Genomic DNA, 19770 nt, shown 5'->3' with positions numbered 1-19770 from the left:
TCTGCTGCCCTTCTGGGAAAGGGATGGATCTATTTAATTAAATGGATCTGTCCCTTTTGTTCTTGCTGAACAGCGCCGCCCCGCACTAAGATGCGACAAATTCTCAAATGCATCCAGTTATCGCGCGGAGGCTTTTCGTGTCGTCGCCATCCACTCCTTCAGCCCCTCACGCCGAAATCCGCACGCTGTACATCGATCATCACGCCTGGTTGCTAGATTGGTTGCGCAAGCGGTTGCGTCATGGCGACAACGCTGCCGACCTCGCTCAGGACACCTTTGTGCACATTCTCGGCAAGCCGGAGCGGTTGCAGGAGTTGCGTCAGCCACGGGCCTGGCTGAGCACCGTGGCCCATGGGCTGCTGGTGGATCGTGTGCGCCGCCAGCGGGTTGAACGGGCTTACCTGCAAGCCATTGCCCACCTACCGGAAGCTGGAGTGCCGTCACCGGAATCGCAGCTGATACTGTTGGAAACCCTGGTGCGCATCGACGCCCTGCTCGATGGCCTGCGCCCCAAGGTGCGCATGGCCTTCCTGATGTCGCGGCTCGAAGGCCTCAGCTACAAGGAAATCGCCGAACGTTTGGCCATCAGTCTCAGCTCGGTGGAGAAGTACATGGCCACTGCCATTCGCCACTGCTACCTGGCGCAACAATGAGTGCTCCAGATGAGGTGCTCGACCAGGCGATCGGCTGGCTGGTGCGGATCGAGTCCAACGACGCAACTCCAGAGGTCCTGGAGGCCTGTCAACGCTGGCGTCAGGCCGACGCGTTGCATGAAACCGTCTGGCAAGCGCTGCAAAAAAGCGACGCGACCTTTCAGAGTCTGGCCGTGCTGCCCGGCAGTGTGGCGCGGGATACGCTGGGGCGCCTGAACAGCAATCATCACAGCCGGCGCCAGGCGCTCAAGCTGCTGGGGATGGGGCTACTTGCCAGTGGCGTTACTGGCTGGTCACTGCGCGACAGCATGCTGGTGCCCTGGGGCGCGGACTATGCCACCGGGGTGGGCGAACGGCGGCAGTTCCTGCTGACGGACGGCACCCGCCTGCAACTGAACACCGCCAGCACGGTGGACGTGCAATTCAGTGCCCAGCGCCGGCTGATCACCCTGCGTCGCGGCGAGATGTTCATTGATACCGGCAAGGACAGCGCCGCACCCGGCGGGCGCCGCAGCTTCTGGGTCAGCAGCCGGCATGCACAGTTGCAAGCCATCGGTACCGCCTTTGCGGTGCGTGACGAGCAGCATGGCACGCGCCTGCGGGTCGAGGACGGCGTGGTGGCCATTTACGCAAATGGCAAGCCAGTCCGGGTCGCTGCCGGTGAGGAGTATCTGATCGATGCCCGCGGCAGCCACCGTGTCGAAATCAGCGCCTTCAACGCCAGTGCCTGGACCCGTGGGCAGTTGGTGGCCAAACGCATGCGCCTGCAGGACCTGACCGCCGAACTGGCGCGTTATCGCCACGGCTGGTTGCACTGTGACCCGGTCGTCGCGCAGTTGGAGGTGTCGGGGGTGTTCCAGCTCGACGACATCGACCGTGCCTTGAGCGCCTTGGGTGATTCGCTGCCAGTGCGCATCGAGCGTTTTACCCCGCTTTGGACCCGTGTCGTCGCCCGTTAAGCCGGATGAGAAAAAATCGCAAAAACTTTTACGGGTTTTGCCAAGCCCTTCGACAGACAGGCAATACACCTCGTCATTCGAAAGGAGCTCACCGTTCATGTCCCATGCTTTGAATCCCCCACGGCCCCTACAGCGCAGCGTTCTTGCGCTTACCCTCCAGAGCATTTTGCTGGGTGGCATGGCCGGCCTGCCGCTGGCCAGCTTTGCCGTGCAGGTCGAACAGGCCGATCGCCGCCACTACGACCTGGCCGCGGGGGCGCTGGAAGAGTCGCTCAACAGCTTCGCCCAGGTCGCCGGGATCACCCTACCCTTTGATCCGGCCCTGGTACAGGGCAAGCACGCGCCGGCGCTGCGCGGCGATTTTGCGGTGCATGAAGGCCTCAACCGCCTGCTGCTCGACAGTGGCCTGACCGCTACCCGCAACGCCAGCGGCAACTACCTGCTGATACCCCGTGCCGATGACGCCGGAGCCCTTCAACTGGGCGCGACCACCGTCAGCGGCCTGGCCCTGGGCTCGACCACTGAAAACAGCGGCTCCTACACCACAGGGGCGATGCAGACCGCGACCAAGCTGCCCTTGTCCCTGCGTGAGACGCCGCAGTCGGTGACGGTGATCACCCGCCAGCGCATGGACGACCAGGGCATGCGCAGCCTTGACGATGTGGTCCAGGCCACCCCAGGGCTACGCTTGTCAGCCTCGCGCCCGGCCAACAGCGAGTATTTTGCCCGTGGTTTCCCCATCACCAACCTGATGTTCGACGGCCTGCCCACTACCTATAACGCCGACTGGGTTGCCACGGCTGACCTGGCCCCCTACGACCGCGTCGAAGTGGTGCGCGGCGCCACCGGCATGATGCAGGGCGCCGGCAACCCTTCGGCCGCGATCAATATGGTGCGCAAGCGTCCCACCAGGGAGTTCCAGGCAAGTGTCAGCGCCAGTGCCGGCAGTTGGGACAACTACCGCAGCGAACTGGACATCTCCGGCCCGGTCAATGCCAGCGGCAGCGTGCGCGGGCGCTTTGTCGGTGCCTACAACGACAAGGACAGCTATCAGGATTACGCCGGGCGCGAGCGCGGCGTGTTCTACGGCATCAGCGAGTTCGACCTGAGCGACAGTACGACCTTGACCGTGGGGGCGTCCGATCAGAACGACAATAACAACATCAACTGGGGCGGCTTGCCGGTGAATCCGGATGGCAGCCATATGGGTTTCTCCCGCTCCAAGACCTTCGGCTACAGCTGGTCGCACCAGGACGTCAACAACAAGACACTGTTCGTCGAACTCGATCAACGCTTCGACAACGATTGGCGCCTGCACCTGGGTGCCTCAAAAAACTGGTCCGAATTCAAGATGATGGGTGGCGTCCTCGAACGCAACAACGATGCCACCTACCGCCAGCGCATCTTCAACCAGGGCCGGGACTTCGACCAGTCCACCTATGACTTTTTCGCCAGTGGCCCCTTCTCGCTGTTGGGCCGCCAACATGAACTGGTGGTGGGCGCCAGCAAGCGCCAGCTCAAGACCGAGGCCACCGGCGGCCACGTGTTCGTCGGCGTGCCCGACATCAACGGCTTCAGCCCCAAGGGCCTGGCTAGACCGACCGTTCCGGACGTTTACTCCCTCAGTGACAAAGTGGATCAGGAAGGTCTCTACCTGACCACCCGCTGGAACCTTGCCGACCCGCTGAAAGTCATTCTCGGCGCACGCCTGGACTGGTACGACGCCGCCTCCATCTATGACCAGACCAACGATCAGTACTACACCTCGGGCAAAACCAAGGAAGTGCGCCACGTCACCCGCTATGCCGGGGTTATCTATGACCTGGACGACAACCACTCGGCTTATGCCAGCTACACCGACATCTTCCAACCCCAGACCGAGAAGAACGGTGAAGGTGCCGGGATCAAGCCGATCACCGGCGAAAACTATGAAGTGGGCATCAAGGGCGAGTACTTCGGCGGCGCGCTGAACGCCAGCGCTTCGCTGTTCCAGATCGACCAGCTCAACCGTGCAGCGGAAGTGGCGGACGCCAGTGTCTGCCGAGTGATCCCCGCCGGCAGCTACGGCTGCTATGAAGCCGCCGGCAAGGTGCGCAGCCAGGGACTGGAACTTGAGATCAACGGCGCCCTGACGCCCAACTGGCAAGTGGCTGCCGGTTATACCTTCGCCCAGGCCAAGTACGAAAAAGATGCGGACAAGAGCAAAGAAGGCAGCCTGTTCGACACCGACGTCCCCCGCCATATGTTCAAGGCCAATACCACCTACCATCTGCAAGGCGACATGAGCCAGTGGCGCATCGGCGCCAACCTCTATAGCCAAAGCGGAACGTTCAACAAAGGCAGCAACGTGTTTGGCAAGTTCCATATCGAACAGGATGCCTACGCCTTGGTCGGACTGATGGCGGGTTACCAGGTGAATAAACATCTGGATACCCAACTGAACATCAATAACGTGTTCGACAAGAAGTACTACCAGGGCATCGCCAGCAACTCGACCTGGAGCCCGTATGACGTATTTGGTGACCCGCGTAACTTTACTGTTACCGCAAAGTACTCCTTCTAAGCGGCAGCTTGCCTGCGAAGGCCGGGTGTCAGGCACCAGAAATATTGGCTGAACCACCGCCATCGCGGGCAAGCCCGCTCCTACAGGGGAATATCGCCAGCAGCAGATTTTGGGTACACCACCATTCACAGGTGGGCGCCGGCTTGCCGGGGCCCAAAGCATACCGCCCACGGAGAAGACATCGGTGGCCGGGGCGGCACAACTGCTCGGTCGGGTGATTTCGTACAGGCTAAGAGTGTGGGGGAAGTCGCCCTTGAGGCCCCCTCCCCGTTAAACACCCCGTATTGCTTGATGCCTCTCTGTCCGGAACCCAAATGGCTGAATCACTCACTGAGTTGAGCGATCAGGCAACCCCCTGATCCCCTCAACAAGACTTAGGAATCCAGCATGATCAACAGCACTCCATATCAGCCATCAGCGGCCCTCTCAGCCAATGCTCAACCACAGATTGAAGAGCTGCGCATGCCCCCCGAGCCAGGCATGCCGAATCGACAAACTGTGCGCGTCAGCGTAGCCAATGAACACGTATTCCCGACGGCCGAAAGCTTTCATAAACTGGCCGATTCACTGGGTATTGAAAACGTCAGCGTGTCAATCGGCGCACCTCACTTCGCTGACTATGTAACCCCACCGAAAAATGTGTGGCCCGTCAGTATTCATTTCAGGCCAGACCTGCCCGACGAAAAGTTCAGCCCTGTGCAATTGGAGAAAGTGAACCGGTTTGATCAGCAGATTGACGCAGAACTGCAGCGAAACAAAATCGTAGATCTGGGGCCGCAGTGATGTCGCGGCGTCGAGAGGGTTGAACCATATTCGTGGCGACTACGCCATGCCCTGAGAAGGCGCTAGTTCCAACAAACCTGTGGCAGCAGGCTTGATCTTGGAGGCCCCGCGGGAGCACGATGGCCTCCCTACCCCCTCGACGAAAGGACTGTCGTTATGTTCCCCCTGGAGATCTGGCTGACCTATACCGCCGCCTGCCTGTTGCTGGTGCTCTCCCCCGGGCCGGACAATCTGCTGGCCATCGCCAGGGGCCTGAGCCAGGGGCGTATGGCAGCCGCCATTTCGGGGATCGCGTCGGGCACCGGGATTCTGTTTCACGTGGCCACCGCATCGCTGGGCTTGACCCTGCTGATGCAGACATCCGCCGTGGCCTTCTGGGTGGTCAAAGTCATCGGCGCCAGCTACCTGTTGTGGCTGGGCATCAAGGTCTTGCGTTCGCGCAGCCTGATCAACTTCAAACCGGCGGCGCGGCAACCGCTCAAAAACATCTTCCTCACCGGCTTCCTGTCGGCGGCGCTGAACCCTAAGCCTGGGCTGTTTGTGCTCGCGTTCATTCCGCAGTTCGTCAACCCGTCATTGGGTTCGGTCACCGTGCAAATGATGGTCTATGGCGCCTGGTTCGCCGCATTGACCGCCCTGGGCTTTGCGCTCATGGGGATCTTTGCGACGCGCCTGTCGACATGGCTGCAGCGCAAGCCAAAAGTGGTCAATGGCCTGAATGTGGGCGCCGGACTGACCTTCGTCGCGTCCGGGCTTTCGGTAGCGGCACTCAGTCAAAAATAGACCGGACCAAAGACTGGATGGCCTGCCTGTGCGCTAGACATTGCAGCGCGCGCTGGGCTTACACGGGGGCGATCCGGCGGGCGGACATGGCGGCCGCGCGCGGGGCTGTGGTTTCGATTACCCTGCACGGCGCAAACAGCCCCCCGTGACAAGGACACCCCGTGACCCGAGAACAACTTGAGCACAACCAGATCCCCGTCTATCTCGTCGCCGTGATCGGCGCGGTGCTCGGCGGTCTGCTCGCCCCACAGGCCGCACCGGGTCTTGGCGCCCTGGCAACCCCGGCGATTGCCGTGCTGATGTACGCCATGTTCCTGCAGATCCCGTTTCTGCAGTTGCGCCAGGGGCTCGCCAATAAACGCTTTATGGCGGCACTGCTGATTGCCAACTTTGTGTTGATCCCCCTGCTGGTCTGGGGCCTGACCCGTGGCTTGAGCGAGCGTCCGGCGCTGCTGATCGGCGCGTTGCTGGTGCTGCTCACGCCGTGCATCGACTACGTAGTGGTGTTTACCCATATCGGCAAAGGCGATGCGCGGCTGACGCTGGCCGCCACCCCCGTCTTGCTGTTGCTGCAGTTGGCGCTGCTGCCGCTGTACCTGGCGTTGCTGCCGGGCGTAGAGGCGACGGTGGCAATCCCCATCGGCCCATTTGTCGAGGCGTTTTTGCTGCTGATCGTGGTGCCATTGCTGCTGGCGGTACTGACCAGCGCCGGGGCCCGGCGCTCGCGCCTGGTCGAACGCTGGAACGACGCCTGGGCGTGGATGCCGGTGCCGGCCATGGCGGCGGTGCTGATCGTGGTGATAGGTTCGCAGATCGCGCTTGTCGCGCAGGAGCTCGAACAGTTGCTGCCGGTGGTGCCGGTCTACTTAGGCTTTATGCTGCTGGCGCCAATGGTCGGGGCGCTCACGGCCTGGGTCTTTCGTCTGCCGGCAAGCACCGCGCGTTCGGTGACGTTCAGCAGTGCAACCCGCAACTCACTGGTGGTCCTGCCGCTGGCGCTGGCACTGCCGGCAGATATCCGCGCCCTGGCCGCCGCTGCCGTTATCACCCAGACCTTGATCGAACTGGTGTGTGAGCTGATCTATATCCGCGTGATCCCGGCCCTGGTCTGGCGCAGCCGCTAGGATTGCGCGCGTGTCGCGTGCCAGCACACCAGTGAACCGGCGGTCACCAGCACCGCCCCCTGCCAGAACTGCGGGGTGAGGTGGGCGCCCAGCCACAGCGCGGCGAAGGCCGAGGACAGTACCGGCGCGCCATAGGACGCGGTCGCCAGCAACGTCAGGTTGCCGCGTAGGATGCCGATATTCCACAGTGCATAGCCGCCCGCCATGGCCACACCGGTGGCCAGCAACTCCAGGCTGTTGCCCAGGCTGAAGGCCGGCAGCACCTCGGCACTGAAGGCGTATTTCACCCACAGTACGGCGGCGGTGAGGATGAAAAACAGCACCACCAGGTTTTGCCCGCCGGCATAGCGCCGCGTGACGTTGCAATACAAGGCGAAAGTGATCGCGCAGCCCAGGGCCAGGCTGTAACTCAGGGGGTTGGATTGCACATTGGCGACGATGGTTGCGAGCGCCAGGCCATCGCCACTGACCACCCACAGAATGCCAAACAGCGCCAGCGCCGAGCCTGGCACGATGATCCAGCGCGCCCTTTGGCCATTCATGACGATTGCCAGCAGCACTGTCAGGCACGGCCAGAGGTAGTTCACCACCCCCAGCTCAATCGCCTGGTTGCGGTTGCTGGCAAACCCCAGAGCCAGGGACAGGCAGACCTCGTAGGCCACAAACAAACCACTGCCCATGATCAGATAAGGCCAGGACGTGGCACGCAGGCGCGGCCGCCCCAACCAGGCCAGCAGCAGGATGGCGCCCAAGGTGTAGATCAACGCCGCACCGCCCAGTGGCCCGAACAGCTCACTGACACTGCGGATCAACCCGGCGGCGGTGCTCCATAAAATGATCGCGACCAAACCACACACCGTCGCGGCCCGTTCAACCCTGATCTGCATGGATGCCTCTCTGTGAATGTCCCCAACCGCAGCGCCTGCGGCACAAAGGCCGCAACGGTACACGCTTGGGCTATTGCTTGTCTCCTTGTGGGAACCACAACAAAGGAATCTCATTGAGGGCAGAAATTCTGGCCACGCCACACCTCAAATGTGGGAGCTGGCTTGCCTGCGATGGCGGTGGGTCAGTCGGCACATCCTTACTTAACCTACCGTCATCGCGGGCAAGCCCGCTCCCACAAGGGGAACTCAGCGAACAGAAGATTGTGGCCACACCACAAGTCAAATGTGGGAGCTGGCTTGCCTGCGATGGCGGTGGGTCAGTCGACACATCCCTACTTGACCCTCCGCCATCGCGGGCAAGCCCGCCCACAGGGTGATCTCTTTAGGGCAGGATTTTTTGGTTGGTTGCAGTTCGCGCAACGGTGTCTTGTCATCAATGGGATTGATAGCCCCCTAACGAAACCCCCATCCTAGAGGGCTTGGCCGGCCCTTATATCATTCCGAATGATAGTTACCTTTGTTTCATTCGATTCGTGAGCGAGCACGCTGCCGAGCATGATCCGCCCATCTCAAATACATTTGGCGGATGCACCTCATGGAACAGTCACTCAAACATTTGCGCTATCCCCTGGCCCTTTTGGCCGTGCTGGTGATGAGCGCATGCGGCAAGGCCCCCGAGCAAGCGGCCGCCATGCCCGCCAGCAAAGTCAGCGTTGCCAAGGTCCTGGAACAACCGGTCAATGAATGGGACGAGTTCACCGGCCGCCTGGAAGCCCCGGAAACCGTACAGATCCGCCCACGCGTGTCGGGCCAGATCGACCAGGTCGCTTTTACCGAAGGCGCACTGGTGAAAAAAGGCGACCTGCTGTTCCAGATCGACCCGCGTCCGTTCCAGGCTGAAGTCCGCCGCCTGGAAGCCCAGCTTCAACAAACCAAAGCCGCCGCATCGCGCAGTGACAACGAGGCCCAGCGTGGCGAGCGCTTGCGCCAGAGCAATGCGATTTCCGCCGAACTGGCCGACTCGCGCACCACCGCCGCCCAGGAAGCCCGCGCCGCGGTGGCCGGGATCCAGGCGCAACTTGACCTGGCCCGCCTGAACCTCAGTTTCACCCGCGTCACCTCGCCCATCAGTGGCCGTGTCAGCCGCGCCGCAATCACCGCCGGCAACCTGGTGACCGCCGATGTCACCGAGCTGACCAGCGTGGTCTCCACCGACAAGGTCTACGCCTACTTCGACGCCGATGAGCGCGTGTACCTCAAGTACACCGAACTGGCGCGCCAGGGCCGTCGCGGCGCCACCACCCCGGTGTACCTGGGCCTGTCCAATGAAGACGGCAACCCGCACCTGGGCCAGATGAACTTTGTCGACAACCAGGTCAACCCGGCCACCGGTACCATCCGCGGCCGCGCGGTGTTCGATAACAGCGACGGGCGTTTCACCCCCGGCCTGTATGCGCGCCTCAAGTTGGTCGGCAGCGGCACCTACTCTGCCGTGCTGATCACCGACGAAGCCGTGGGCACCGACCTGGGCAAGAAGTTTGTGCTGGTGATGGACGGCGACAACAAGTCCGCCTACCGCGCCGTGGAACTGGGGCCGAAGATCGAAGGCTTGCGCATCGTGCGCAGCGGCCTGAGCAAGGACGACACCATCATCGTCAAAGGCCTGCAGCGGGTACGTCCGGGTTCGCCGGTTGCCCCAGAAACCATCCCGATGGCCAGCCAGGCAACCCTCGCCGCCCTGGCCCAACAACGACAAGCGCTTGAAGCCAGCAACCTGGAGCAAGTGGCGCCGGATAAAGCCGCGCCCAAGCTCGCCAGTGTCGCGATTCCACGCGGTTAAGGGACTACACACCAGATGAATTTTTCCAAGTTCTTCATATCGCGGCCGATCTTCGCAGCGGTGCTATCGCTGCTAATCCTGATCGCCGGCGCGATCTCGCTGTTCCAACTGCCGATCAGCGAATACCCGGAAGTGGTACCGCCAACCGTGGTGGTGCGCGCCAACTTCCCCGGCGCCAACCCCAAGGTCATCGGCGAAACCGTGGCCTCGCCGCTGGAACAGGCGATCACCGGCGTCGAGAACATGCTCTACATGTCCTCGCAGTCGACCGCCGACGGCAAGCTCACCCTGACCATCACCTTTGCCCTGGGCACCGACCTGGATAACGCGCAGGTACAGGTGCAAAACCGTGTGACGCGCACTCAGCCCAAACTGCCTGAGGAAGTGACGCGCATCGGGATTACCGTGGACAAGGCCTCCCCCGACCTGACCATGGTCGTGCACTTGACCTCCCCGGACCAGCGCTACGACATGCTCTACCTGTCCAACTACGCGATCCTCAATATCAAGGATGAATTGGCGCGCCTGGGCGGCGTGGGTGATGTGCAGTTGTTCGGCATGGGCGATTACTCCCTGCGGGTGTGGCTGGACCCGAACAAGACCGCCTCGCGCAACCTGACTGCCACCGATGTGGTGACCGCGATCCGCGAACAGAACCGCCAGGTGGCCGCCGGTGCCCTGGGTGCGCAGCCTGCGCCCAACGACACCAGCTTCCAATTGTCGGTCAATACCCAAGGCCGCCTGGTCACCGAGGAAGAGTTCGAAAACATCGTGATTCGCGCCGGCGACAACGGTGAAATCACGCGCCTCAAGGACATCGCCCGTGTTGAGCTGGGCTCCAGCCAATATGCCCTGCGCTCGCTGATCGACAATCAGCCGGCGGTGGCGATTCCGATCTTCCAGCGCCCAGGCTCCAATGCCATCGACATCTCCAATGATGTGCGCAGCAAAATGGCCGAGCTGAAAAAGAGCTTCCCCGAAGGCATGGACTACCGCATCGCCTACGACCCGACCGTGTTTGTGCGCGGCTCGATCGAGGCGGTGGTGCACACCTTGTTCGAGGCGTTGATCCTGGTGGTGCTGGTGGTGATCCTGTTCCTGCAGACCTGGCGTGCGTCGATCATCCCCCTGGTCGCGGTGCCGGTGTCGTTGATCGGCACCTTTGCGGTAATGCACCTGTTCGGCTTCTCCCTCAATGCGCTGTCGCTGTTCGGCCTGGTGCTGGCCATCGGCATCGTGGTGGACGACGCCATCGTGGTGGTGGAGAACGTCGAACGTAACATCGAGCTGGGCCTGGAGCCCTTCCCAGCCACCGAAAAAGCCATGAGCGAAGTGACCGGGCCGATCATTGCCACGGCGCTGGTGCTGTGTGCGGTGTTTATTCCGGCCGCCTTTATCAGTGGCTTGACCGGGCAGTTCTACAAGCAGTTTGCCCTGACCATCGCCATCTCCACCGTGATTTCGGCATTCAACTCCCTGACCCTGTCGCCGGCCCTGGCAGCGGTCTTGCTGCGCAGCCATGACGCGCCGAAAGACCGGTTCTCCAAGTTCCTCGACAAGCTCTTCGGTGGTTGGCTGTTCCGCCCGTTCAACCGTTTCTTCGAAAAGGCCAGCCATGGCTATGTAGGCACCGTGCGCCGAGTGATTCGCGGCACCGGTATCGCGCTGTTCGTGTATGGCGGCCTGATGGTGCTGACCTTCTTCGGCTTTGCCCACACACCGACCGGTTTCGTACCGGCCCAGGACAAGCAATACCTGGTGGCCTTCGCCCAGTTGCCGGACGCCGCCAGCCTGGACCGCACCGAAAACGTGATCAAGCGCATGTCCGACATCGCCTTGAAACAGCCCGGCGTGGAAAGCGCCATCGCCTTCCCGGGCCTGTCGATCAATGGGTTCACCAACAGCCCGAACAGCGGCATCGTGTTCGTGACGTTGAAACCGTTCGGCGAGCGTAAAGACCCAAGCATGTCCGCCGGGGCGATTGCCGGGGCGCTGAACGGCAAGTACGCCGATATCCAGGAAGCCTACATGGCGATCTTCCCACCGCCGCCGGTACAGGGCCTGGGCACTATCGGCGGGTTCCGCCTGCAGGTCGAAGACCGTGGCAACCTGGGCTACGAGGAACTGTACAAAGAAGTACAGAACGTCATCGCCAAGAGCCACAACGTGCCGGAACTGTTTGGCCTGTTCACCAGCTACACGGTCAACGTGCCCCAGGTCGATGCTGCTATCGACCGGGAAAAAGCCAAGACCCACGGCGTGGCGATCAGCGACATCTTCGACACCCTGCAGATCTACCTGGGCTCGTTGTATGCCAACGACTTCAACCGCTTTGGCCGGACCTATCAGGTCAACGTGCAGGCTGAACAGCAGTTCCGCCTGGACCAGGATCAGATCGGCCAATTGAAAGTGCGCAACAACAAGGGCGAGATGATCCCGCTGGCGACCTTTATCAAGGTCAGCGACACCTCGGGGCCGGACCGCGTGATGCACTACAACGGCTTTATCACCGCCGAGATCAACGGCAACGCTGCACCCGGCTACAGCTCGGGCCAGGCAGAGGCAGCGATCGAAAAACTGCTCAAAGAGGAACTGCCCAACGGCATGACCTACGAGTGGACCGACCTGACGTACCAGCAAATCCTCTCGGGCAACACCGCGCTGTTCGTGTTCCCGCTCTGCGTACTGCTGGCGTTTCTGGTACTGGCCGCCCAGTACGAAAGCTGGAGCCTGCCACTGGCGGTGATCCTGATCGTACCGATGACCCTGCTGTCGGCTATTACCGGGGTGATTCTGTCCGGTGGCGACAACAACATCTTTACCCAGATCGGCTTGATCGTACTGGTGGGATTGGCCTGTAAGAACGCGATTCTGATCGTCGAGTTCGCCAAGGATAAACAGGAAGAAGGCCTCGACCCGCTGGCTGCGGTGCTGGAAGCCTGCCGCCTGCGTCTGCGGCCGATCCTGATGACCTCGTTCGCCTTCATCATGGGCGTGGTGCCCCTGGTGTTCTCCAGCGGCGCCGGTGCCGAGATGCGTCATGCCATGGGTGTGGCGGTGTTCTCCGGGATGATCGGGGTGACCTTCTTCGGCCTGTTGCTGACGCCGGTGTTCTACGTGTTGATCCGCCGTTATGTGGAGCGCAGCGAAGCACGCAAAGCGGCCAAGGCCTTGCAGCTGGAGACACAGCAATGAGTGTGAAAGTGTTCCTGCCGAGCCTGCTGGTACTGGCGCTCGCCGCCTGTGCCGTCGGCCCGGACTATAAAGCCCAGCAGTTGGAGGCGGCCAATATCACGGCCGCCACCGATGCCAAGCAGTACGACCACGCCAAGTTCGAAGGCATCTGGTGGCAACAGTTCGAGGACCCGATCCTTAACCAGTTGGTGACCCAATCGCTAAGCGGCAACCGGGATTTGCGAGTAGCGTTTGCCCGCCTGCGGGCTGCCCGGGCGATTCGCGATGACGCCAGCAATGACGCGATGCCGACCATCACCAGCCGTGCCAGCAGCGATTTGGCCAAGGGCCAGATCCCAGGCCAGACCACCCGCCGGGTCAATAGCGAACGCTATGACCTGGGCCTGGACATGGCTTGGGAACTGGACCTGTTTGGCCGCATTCAGCGCAACCTGGAAGCCAGTGACGCTGACCAGCAGGCCGCCGAAGCCGACCTCTATCAACTGCAGGTCAGCATGATTGCCGAACTGGTGGACGCCTACGGCCAACTGCGCGGGGCGCAACTGCGGGAAAAAATCGCCCTGGCCAACCTGAAGAACCAGCAGGATTCGCGCACCATCACCGAAAGCCTGCGTGACGCCGGCGTCGGTGATCAACTGGACGTGGTGCGTGCCGATGCGCGCCTGGCAGCGGTCGAAGCCAGCGTGCCGCAATTGCAGGCCGAGCAGGTGCGCGAGCGCAATCGCATCGCCACCCTCCTCGGCCAGCGCCCGGACAAACTCAGCGTGGACCTGAGCCCGGCCAACCTGCCGGCGATTGCCAAGGCCTTGCCGATTGGTGACCCGGGGCAGTTGCTGCAACGGCGCCCGGACATTCTCAGTGCCGAACGCAAACTGGCGGCCGCCACCGCGCGAATCGGCGTGGCCAAGGCCGACCTGTTTCCACGGGTCAGCCTCAGTGGTTTCCTCGGGTTTACCGCTGGCCGTGGCTCGCAGATCGGCTCATCCGCCGCCAATGCCTGGGCCCTGGGCCCGAGCATCACCTGGGCCGCCTTTGACCTGGGCAGCGTACGCGCCCGCTTGCGCGGTGCGGATGCCGAAGCCGATGGCGCCCTGGCCACCTACGAGCAGCAAGTGCTGCTGGCGTTGGAAGAGTCAGAGAACGCCTTCAGCGACTACGGCAAGCGCCAGCAGCGCCTGGTGTCGCTGATCCGCCAGAGCGAATCGAGCCGTGCCGCGGCCGACCTGGCGCAGATTCGCTACCGCGAAGGCACCGCCGACTTCCTCGTGCTGCTCGACGCCCAGCGTGAACGCCTGGCGGCCGAAGACGCCCAGACCCTGGCCGAAGTGGACCTGTATCGCGGCATCGTGGCGATCTACAAGGCATTGGGTGGCGGCTGGCAGCCGGAGACGGTGGTCGCCAGCGCAAAATGATTTAAAGAGCTCCTTTGGTTGGTCGCATCCAACCAATTTTTGCCCCGTGGTCCATTCGGTCACGGGGCTTTTTTTGCCTGCGTGAAACCGGTCAAACCCTTTGCTTAAAGACGGTCACAAAGATCAAAGGTAGGAGCTGCGCTGATCCAACTCAGCTGGATTCCGTGAGGATCAAGCTGCGGTAATGCCCGGGATTGGAGCCCGACCATTTGCGAAAGGCCTTGTAGAACGAGCTCACATCGGCAAAACCCAGGCGGCTGGCGATCTCGGCGAAGCTGATATCGGCCTCGGCCAGCCACACCACTGCCAGCTCCTTGCGCACGCTGTCCTTGAGCCCCTGGTACGTCTGCCCTTCTTCGGCCAAGCGCCGGCGCAGCGTCGAGGCGGACATACACAACTCATGGGCCAGACTGTCGGTTTCCGGCCACTGTTGGGCCGGGCGCTGGCGCAGGTCGTGTTTGATGCGCATCGCCAGGCTGTCCGGGTCGCGGTATTTGACCAGGATGTTGGCGGGCGCCTGGGCCAGGAAGCGCTTGAGTTCCTCGGGGCTGCGCTTGACCGGCAGGTCGAGGCAGTCTGCCGAAAAGATCATGCGCGTACGGGTGCGATCAAAACGCAGGTTGTCGGAAAACATCACCTGGTAATCATCACAAAACGCCGGCTGCGCACTGCGCAATTCGATGGCCAGGATCGGGATGCGTCGGCCGGCCAGCCAGCAGGCGACGCCGTGGACGATCATCCAGTAGCAAAAGTAGGTAAACGCGCGCCGTGGTTCCGGCTCAGGTTCCAGCAGCACGATTTCCGCCAGGCTTTGCTGACGCACCAGCTGCGCGGGAAGGTGTTCAAGCATCAACGACAGGAAGCCCAGGCCGGTTTCCAGGGCCTCGCCCAGGGTGGGCTGGGCCATGGAGGCACGACACAAAAACCCCAGGCTGCCCGACTTCAACTTGCGCGGGTCCATGCCAAAGAACTCATCATCCCGGCGCCGCGCCAGCAAGCGCCAGAGCCGCGCGTATGCCAGCGCCGGAACCCGGGCGGCGGGCTGCTCCAGCAACGCGGGGTTGATCCCGACCTTGCTCAGGGCCTCCCACGTCGCCGCACCGGGGGCGCAACTCTGCAACAGGGCTTCACGAACCAGGTGGATGGAGATTGTGTCTTTTTCCGACATGGGCCAGGGCTCAATCTTGTAGGTCGGCCATTGTAGGAGCGTGTTGGCTTGTAAGGAACACATACCCCACGCAGCAACGACATAGAGGGCTGTTCAGGCCGCGTTCAGAAAACGTCAAGATCCTCTGTTTAGTAATGAGTATCATTATGTTACAGCTTAGCACCCTAACTAATTACGTTGCGGTGCCCGATGCTCGTCCCCTTTCTCATCATGCTGCGCGAAGGCATTGAAGCCGCATTGATCGTTGGCATCATCGCCAGCTACCTGCAACAGACCGGCCGTGGCCAATGGATGCCAGCGGTATGGATCGGCGTATTTCTCGCAGCCGCCCTGGCCCTGCTGGTCGGCGGTGGCCTGGAGTTGGTCAGCGCCGAGTTCCCGCAAAAACAGCAAGAGCTGTTCGAAGGCATTGTCGGCCTGGTCGCCGTGGGGATTCTCAGCTCCATGGTGTTCTGGATGCGCAAGGTCGCACGCTCGATCAAGCACTCCCTGCACCAGTCCCTGGATCACGCGTTGGCCGGCTCGCGCAACCAGGTGCTTGCCCTGATCGCCATGGTGTTTTTCGCCGTGGCCCGTGAAGGCCTGGAGACGGTGTTCTTCTTGCTGGCGGTGTTCCAGCAGAGCGAAGGCCCGGCCGCGCCCATCGGCGCCCTGCTCGGCCTGGTGCTGGCGATCATCGTCGGGCTCCTGATCTACAGCGGCAGCATGCGCCTGAACCTCGGTGCGTTCTTTCGCTGGACCGGGCTGTTCATCCTGGTGGTAGCCGCCGGGATCCTCGCCAACTCGGTGCAGGCCCTGCATGAAGCCGGGGTGTGGAACCACCTGCAAGGCGTGCTGTTCGATTTCAGCGCAACCCTGCCGATGGATGGCCCGCTGGGTTCGGTGCTGGCCGGCATGTTCGGCTACCAGGACGCACCGACCGTCAGCACCCTGGGCGCCTACCTGATTTACCTGGTGCTGGCGCTGGCGATGTTCTTTATGCCCGCCGCGCCAGCCACCTCTTCTTCCGTCTCCAGCCAGTAAGGTCGTCCCTTGCCAAACCCAGCCCCTGCCTCACCACCCCGCGCGTTGCGTTGGGCGGTCACCGGTTCGGTGATCGTGATGATCGCCGCCGGCGGCCTGTTCTACTACGCCGCGCAATTGGCCGCCGCCAAGCGCCAGGTCAATCACAACGAAATCGCCGTGATCATCCACGCCCACGCCTGCGAACCCAACGCCCTGACCGTACCGGCGGGCCGTGCGAGTTTTCGCATCATCAACCGTTCGGATCGCGCGGTGGAGTGGGAAATCCTTGACGGCGTGCTGGTGGTCGAAGAGCGCGAAAACATTGCGCCGGGCTTGAGCCAGGTGATCAACGCCAACCTGCTGCCGGGCGACTACGCCATCACCTGCGGCCTGTTGAGCAACCCACGCGGCACCCTGCATGTAACCCCGACGGCCGAGTCTGACGCCCAGGCCAAAGCCAAGCCCTCGATGGTGGCCTTTATCGGCCCGCTGTCGGAATTTCGCGTGTACCTGAGCAGCCAGGGTGGCGCTTTGATCAAGGCCGTCAGCGCCCTTGAACAAGCGATTGCCGCCGGCGACCTGGCCCAGGCCCAGGCCCTGTACCTGCCGGCTCGCGAGGCTTACCAACGACTGGCCCCGGCGGCCCAGCGCCTGGCCGAGCTGGACAACGCGATCAATGCCCGCGCCGATTACTTCGAGAGCCGTGAACAAGACCCGGCCTTCAGCGGCTTCCATCGCCTGGAGTACGGCCTGTTCGAGCAGCACACTCTCGGCGACCTGACACCGATTGCCCAGCGCCTGCTGGCCGATGTCACCACCCTCAAGCAACAGTTGTTGGCGCAGTCGCTGCCGCCCGAGCAACTGGTAAGCATCCTGGTGCGCAACCTCAACAGCCTGGCCGACGTGCGCGCCGCCAGTGGCGAAGAGGAGCGCTACAGCCACCTCGACCTCAACGGTTTTGCCGCCAACCTGACGGTGACGCGCAAGGTGGTGGACCTGATGCGGCCGCTGTTGACCAAGTCCGCCGCCGACCTGCTGCCGGGAATTGATAGCGCGATCAACGCCTTCGCCGCGCAACTCGACGACTTGCAGGTCGATGGCCATTACCGCAGCTACAACCGCGTTACCGCCGCTCAGCGCCAGCTGATCGCCGACAAGGCCAAGGCTCTGGCCGCCGCACTCGATGGAATCGACCCAGCCCTTGGCCTCTCCGGCCTTAAGTGAAGACGACCAAACACATGAGTGATTCACCACAGTTCAACGCCCAACGCCGCCGTGTGTTGCTCGGGATGGCCGCCACCGGCGCCGCGATTGCCGGCAGCAGCCTCAGTTGCCCGGCAATGGCAGCCGGCGCAGCCCAGGTCACCACCGCGCCCAGCAGCGAAAAAACCCAGGACCACCAGGCCTTCCACGGCAAGCACCAGAGCGGCATCGTCACCCCGCGCCCGGCCTGCGGCATGCTGGTAGCGTTCGACGTCCTGGCCAGCGACCGCGAAGACCTGGAGCGCCTGTTTCGCACCCTCAACCAGCGCATCCGTTTTTTGATGACCGGCGGCAGCGTGCCGCAAGTCGACCCGAAACTGCCGCCCAGCGACTCCGGGATCCTCGGCCCGGTGGTCAGCCCGGATAACCTGACCATCACCGTATCGGTGGGTGAATCGCTGTTCGACGAGCGTTTCGGCCTGGCCGCCGCCAAACCCAAACGCCTGATCCGCATGGTCGGCTTCCCCAACGACGCCCTGGAACCGGCGCAGTGCCACGGTGATTTGAGCCTGCAGTTCAGCTCCAACACCCCCGACACCAATATCCACGCCCTGCGCGATATCGTGAAAAACCTGCCGGACCTGCTGCTGGTGCGCTGGAAACAGGAAGGCAGCGTACCGCCCCAGGCCCCTGCCCGTGCCGGGCAACCGGCGCAGAGCGCACGCAACTTCCTGGGCTTTCGCGATGGCTCGGCCAACCCCGACTCCAACGACACCAAAACCATGGACCAACTGGTCTGGGTCCAGCCCGGCAGTGATGAGCCCGCGTGGGCCGCCCATGGCAGCTACCAGGCGGTACGGATCATCCGCAATTTCGTCGAACGCTGGGACCGCACGCCCTTGCAGGAGCAGGAAAGCATCATCGGCCGGATCAAGACCAGCGGCGCGCCCATGGACGGTCACAGCGAAGCCCAGGTGCCCGACTACAGCAAGGATCCGGCCGGCAAACTGACCAAGCTCGATGCCCATATCCGCCTGGCCAACCCGCGCACGGCCGCGACCCAGGCCAACCTGATCCTGCGTCGGCCATTCAACTACTCCAACGGCGTCAACAAGAACGGCCAGCTGGACATGGGCCTGTTGTTTATCTGCTATCAGGCGGACCTGGAGAAAGGCTTTATCAGCGTACAAACCCGGCTCAATGGCGAGCCCCTGGAGGAATACCTCAAGCCAGTGGGCGGCGGGTATTTCTTCACCTTGCCGGGCGCCACCGGACCGCAGGATTTCATCGGCCGAACCTTGCTGCACAGCACTGCCAAGACCTAACCCCCCCCCACAGCGGAAACCGCCCCATGAACATGTCATCTCTTGCGTTGTTACTGAGCCTTTCTCCGCTCGCGGCCTTTGCCGCGCCGGCGCCCCTGGATCTGGTGGGCCCGGTGTCGGACTACAAGATCTATGTCACCGACAAGATCGAGGAACTGGTGACCCAGACCCAGGCCTTCACCGACGCGGTGAAAAAAGGTGACCTGGCCACCGCGAAAAAACTCTACGCGCCCACCCGCGTTTACTACGAATCCATCGAACCCATCGCCGAGCTGTTCAGCGACCTCGATGCATCGATCGACTCACGGGTCGACGACCACGAAAAAGGTGTGAAAGCCGAAGACTTCACCGGCTTCCACCGCATTGAATACAGCCTGTTTGCCGAAAACACTACCCAGGGCCTGGGCGCCCTTGCCGACGGCTTGAACACGGACGTCAAGGATCTGCAAACCCGCGTTGCCGGTCTGACCTTCCCGCCGGAAAAAGTCGTCGGCGGCGCTGCCGCGTTGCTCGAAGAAGTGGCCGCCACGAAGATTTCCGGTGAAGAAGACCGCTACAGCCACACCGACCTGTATGACTTCCAGGGCAATATCGACGGAGCGAAAAAAATCGTCGACCTGTTCCGTGGGCAGATCGAACAGCAGGACAAGGCGTTTTTGGCCAAGGTCGACAAGAACTTCGCCACGGTGAACACCATCCTGGCCAAATACAAAACTGCCGATGGCGGCTTTGAAACCTACGACAAGGTCAAGGAAAGCGACCGCAAGGCCCTGGTGGGCCCGGTCAACACCCTGGCCGAAGACCTGTCGACCCTGCGTGGCAAACTGGGTTTGAACTGACACCTCAACGCTAGCGGCTCTGAGCCTGACC

15 protein-coding genes are annotated in these 19770 nt (G+C 62.3%); 13 read left to right on the top strand and 2 right to left on the bottom strand.

What is annotated here, in order from left to right:
• Positions 1-137: 137 nt before the first annotated feature.
• The 6 genes from HBR93_RS21330 (at position 138) to HBR93_RS21305 (ending at position 6865) form a co-directional block, all read left to right on the top strand.
• Complete coding sequence (locus HBR93_RS21330) at positions 138-653, top strand: sigma-70 family RNA polymerase sigma factor (RefSeq protein WP_232545029.1); 516 nt, start codon at positions 138-140, stop codon at positions 651-653.
• Entirely contained in the window at positions 650-1612 is a 963-nt protein-coding gene (locus HBR93_RS21325; RefSeq protein WP_169961029.1) for a FecR domain-containing protein, read from the top strand. Before HBR93_RS21330 ends, HBR93_RS21325 begins: the two co-directional genes overlap by 4 nt.
• A 97-nt stretch (positions 1613-1709) precedes the next feature.
• Positions 1710-4175 carry a TonB-dependent siderophore receptor gene (locus tag HBR93_RS21320; protein ID WP_169961028.1) on the top strand — a complete coding sequence of 822 codons (2466 nt, stop codon included), beginning with the start codon at positions 1710-1712 and terminating at the stop codon, positions 4173-4175.
• A gap of 387 nt (positions 4176-4562) precedes the next feature.
• The gene (locus HBR93_RS21315) at positions 4563-4958 is read left to right on the top strand and encodes a hypothetical protein (RefSeq protein WP_120732970.1); all 396 of its coding nucleotides are present in this window, start codon (positions 4563-4565) and stop codon (positions 4956-4958) included.
• A gap of 156 nt (positions 4959-5114) precedes the next feature.
• A complete protein-coding gene (locus HBR93_RS21310; RefSeq protein ID WP_057438400.1) occupies positions 5115-5741 on the top strand; it encodes a LysE family translocator in 627 nt (208 codons plus the stop codon).
• Between the two features lie 161 nt (positions 5742-5902).
• Entirely contained in the window at positions 5903-6865 is a 963-nt protein-coding gene (locus tag HBR93_RS21305; protein ID WP_169961027.1) for an arsenic resistance protein, read from the top strand.
• On the opposite strand, the gene yddG is transcribed toward HBR93_RS21305, so the two are convergent.
• Positions 6862-7752, bottom strand: coding sequence for an aromatic amino acid DMT transporter YddG (yddG, locus tag HBR93_RS21300; protein ID WP_057438397.1), 891 nt, complete (start codon positions 7750-7752; stop codon positions 6862-6864). The genes HBR93_RS21305 and yddG overlap by 4 nt on opposite strands.
• A 595-nt stretch (positions 7753-8347) precedes the next feature.
• On the opposite strand from yddG, the gene mexE reads away from it, so the two are divergent.
• From mexE to HBR93_RS21285, 3 genes are read left to right on the top strand one after another with little or no spacing between them, the layout of a single operon-like run.
• Positions 8348-9592: a multidrug efflux RND transporter periplasmic adaptor subunit MexE gene (mexE, locus tag HBR93_RS21295; protein ID WP_057440123.1), complete on the top strand. Its 1245-nt coding sequence runs from the start codon at positions 8348-8350 to the stop codon at positions 9590-9592.
• 15 nt (positions 9593-9607) lie between these two features.
• Positions 9608-12787 (top strand): efflux RND transporter permease subunit, encoded by a 3180-nt coding sequence (locus HBR93_RS21290; RefSeq protein WP_057440116.1) that lies wholly within the window; start codon positions 9608-9610, stop codon positions 12785-12787.
• Positions 12784-14199 carry a TolC family protein gene (locus HBR93_RS21285; RefSeq protein ID WP_169961026.1) on the top strand — a complete coding sequence of 472 codons (1416 nt, stop codon included), beginning with the start codon at positions 12784-12786 and terminating at the stop codon, positions 14197-14199. Before HBR93_RS21290 ends, HBR93_RS21285 begins: the two co-directional genes overlap by 4 nt.
• 151 nt (positions 14200-14350) lie before the next feature.
• On the opposite strand, the gene HBR93_RS21280 is transcribed toward HBR93_RS21285, so the two are convergent.
• The gene (locus HBR93_RS21280) at positions 14351-15367 is read right to left on the bottom strand and encodes an AraC family transcriptional regulator (protein WP_169961025.1); all 1017 of its coding nucleotides are present in this window, start codon (positions 15365-15367) and stop codon (positions 14351-14353) included.
• Between the two features lie 189 nt (positions 15368-15556).
• Here HBR93_RS21280 and efeU point away from each other — a divergent pair, with 189 nt between their 5' ends.
• From efeU to efeO (HBR93_RS21260), 4 genes are all read left to right on the top strand, one after another.
• The gene (gene efeU, locus HBR93_RS21275) at positions 15557-16390 is read left to right on the top strand and encodes an iron uptake transporter permease EfeU (protein ID WP_169961024.1); all 834 of its coding nucleotides are present in this window, start codon (positions 15557-15559) and stop codon (positions 16388-16390) included.
• Between the two features lie 78 nt (positions 16391-16468).
• Positions 16469-17596: an iron uptake system protein EfeO gene (efeO, locus tag HBR93_RS21270; RefSeq protein ID WP_233092052.1), complete on the top strand. Its 1128-nt coding sequence runs from the start codon at positions 16469-16471 to the stop codon at positions 17594-17596.
• A 14-nt stretch (positions 17597-17610) separates the two neighbouring features.
• Positions 17611-18900: an iron uptake transporter deferrochelatase/peroxidase subunit gene (efeB, locus tag HBR93_RS21265; protein WP_057959776.1), complete on the top strand. Its 1290-nt coding sequence runs from the start codon at positions 17611-17613 to the stop codon at positions 18898-18900.
• A gap of 26 nt (positions 18901-18926) precedes the next feature.
• Entirely contained in the window at positions 18927-19739 is an 813-nt protein-coding gene (gene efeO, locus HBR93_RS21260) for an iron uptake system protein EfeO (RefSeq protein WP_169961022.1), read from the top strand.
• The last annotated feature ends 31 nt before the right edge of the window (positions 19740-19770 follow it).

It is taken from the genome of Pseudomonas sp. WS 5411 (genome assembly GCF_012985595.1).
Taxonomy (GTDB): domain Bacteria; phylum Pseudomonadota; class Gammaproteobacteria; order Pseudomonadales; family Pseudomonadaceae; genus Aquipseudomonas; species Aquipseudomonas shahriarae.
Note: the sequence above shows the minus strand (reverse complement) of the source record. Positions and strands in the feature narration are given on the sequence as shown.